At 45.8% G+C, this 2,465-nt stretch carries 1 protein-coding gene; it reads left to right on the top strand.

Going from position 1 to position 2,465, the window contains the following annotated elements:
- On the top strand, window positions 1-2,465 hold a 2,465-nt coding region (locus tag QTO00_RS18060), incomplete at both ends, for an NAD-glutamate dehydrogenase domain-containing protein (protein ID WP_331426013.1).

The following is a 2,465-nucleotide window of genomic DNA, read 5'->3' as shown; positions in this document are numbered from 1 at the left end:
AGTAGAATCACAACAAGGAAAGGTTGAGATCCAAGGTGATCGTTATGATGAGTCGATCCAGTTCCTTCGTTGGTTAGGGGATCATAACTTCACCTTTATGGGATACAAAGAGTATGACCTTGTATCCGTTGATGGCGATACTGAGCTGCGACCGACTGCCGATAAAGGCTTAGGTTTATTTGCCAACTGTGAACGCGTTCGTACCGTTAAGCTTTCTGATTTTCCAGATTCGGCTCGCCTGGAAGCTAAAAAGCCATTTCTGCTGATTGTCACCAAAGGCAATCAAGCGTCGCGTATCCATCGCCCAGCTTATACCGATTACATTGGTATCAAGAAGTTTGATAAAAATGGCAAAGTGATTGGTGAGCATCGCTTCACTGGTCTTTACACTTCTGCGGTATATAACCAGAGCGTTCAAGGCATCCCACTGATTCGTGAAAAAGTAGGGCGTATTCTTGAGGCGAGCGGTTATCGTGAAGGTTCATATTCCTATAAAGCACTGCACAATATTTTAGAAAACTACCCACGTGATGAACTTCTACAAGCAAAAGAAGAAGAGCTGCTTGAAGTCGGTATGGGTGTAGTGCAGATGCAAGATCGTGACATGCTGCGCTTGTTTGTACGCAAAGACCCGTTCGGTCGTTTCTTTAGCTGTATGGTCTACGTCACTAAAGATCGTTACAACACAGAGTTACGTCGCCAAACCCAACGGATCCTTAAACAGTACTTTGGTTGTAAGCAAGAAGTTGAGTTCACGACCTATTTTTCTGAGAGCCCACTAGCTCGAACTCACTATATTGTTCGTGTTGATAATAACAACATGGACGTAGACGTTAAAACGATTGAGCAAAACTTAATGGAAGCATCTTCAACTTGGGATGATCGTTTATCAGAAGCGATCGTGGCGAACTTTGGTGAAAGTAAGGGGCTGCCACTATCGAAAGATTACCTACGTGCATTCCCACGTTCGTACAAAGAAGATGTGATGCCAGGTTCTTCGGTAGCGGATATCGAGCGACTTGAAAAGCTAAGTGATGACAACAAACTCGGTATGCTTTTCTATCGTCCACAAGAACTCGGTGCCGATTCGAAATCAGTACGGCTCAAACTCTACCACCGTGATGAGCCTATACACTTATCCGATGTCATGCCTATGTTGGAAAACTTGGGCTTACGCGTGATTGGTGAGTCGCCATATGAAGTTCGCAAGGCGAACGGACAAGTCTACTGGATCCTTGATTTCTCCATGCTGCACAAGAGCGAAGAGACGGTTGATCTTCGTCAAGCGCGTGATCGTTTCCAACAAGCCTTTGCTGCAATCTGGGCGGGTGAGTTAGAAAGTGATGGATTTAACCGCTTGGTGTTAGGTGCTTCATTATCGGGCCGTGAGATATCAATTTTGCGTGCTTATGCTCGTTACATGCGCCAAGTGGGCTTCCCATTTAGTCAACAGTACATCGAGGATACACTCAGTCACTATCCTGAATTAGCCAAGGGGTTGGTTGATCTATTTGCGAAACGTTTTGAACCAAAATTCAAAGGCAGTCAGAAAGGTCAGCATGATCTTATCGCTAAGATGACTGAACAGTTAGATCATGTTGAGAGTTTGGACGACGATCGTATTATCCGCCGTTACATCGAAATGATCACTGCAACATTGCGCACTAACTACTATCAGTTGGACGACAATAAGCAGCATAAACCTTGGCTATCACTTAAAATGAAACCAAGTGATATCCCTGAAATCCCTCAACCTGTGCCTGCGTTTGAGATCTTCGTCTATGCCCCAGACATTGAAGGTGTTCACTTGCGTGGTGGTAAAGTTGCGCGTGGTGGCTTGCGTTGGTCTGATCGCCAAGAGGATTTCCGTACTGAAATACTTGGTTTAGTAAAAGCGCAACAGGTTAAGAACACGGTTATTGTACCAGTGGGAGCGAAAGGTGGTTTTGTGTGTAAGCGCCAGCCACTAGTCACTGGCCGCGATGAGATCTTTGCGGAAGGTCAGCGCTGTTATAAACGCTTTATTCGCGCACTGCTTGATGTATCGGACAACATCGTTGAAGGCGAGGTCGTGCATCCTAACAATGTCGTGCGCCATGATGAGGATGACCCATACTTGGTTGTGGCTGCTGATAAAGGAACTGCGACATTCTCGGATCTTGCTAACTCGGTATCAGAGGAATACAACTTCTGGTTAGGTGATGCATTTGCGTCTGGTGGTTCTAATGGTTACGACCACAAAGCTATGGGGATCACGGCCAAAGGTGGTTGGGAGTCGGTCAAACGTCATTTCCGCGAGATGGGTATTAACTGTCAAACCACAGATTTTACGGCAATTGGTGTCGGTGATATGGCTGGGGACGTGTTTGGTAACGGAATGTTGCTTTCTAAGCATATTCGTTTGCAAGCGGCGTTCAATCACATGCACATCTTCATTGATCCAAACCCAGACTCCGCATCAAGCT

The sequence above is a fragment of the Vibrio sp. M260118 genome, from assembly GCF_036533755.1.
In the GTDB taxonomy this organism is placed as follows: domain Bacteria; phylum Pseudomonadota; class Gammaproteobacteria; order Enterobacterales; family Vibrionaceae; genus Vibrio.
Note: the sequence above shows the minus strand (reverse complement) of the source record. Positions and strands in the feature narration are given on the sequence as shown.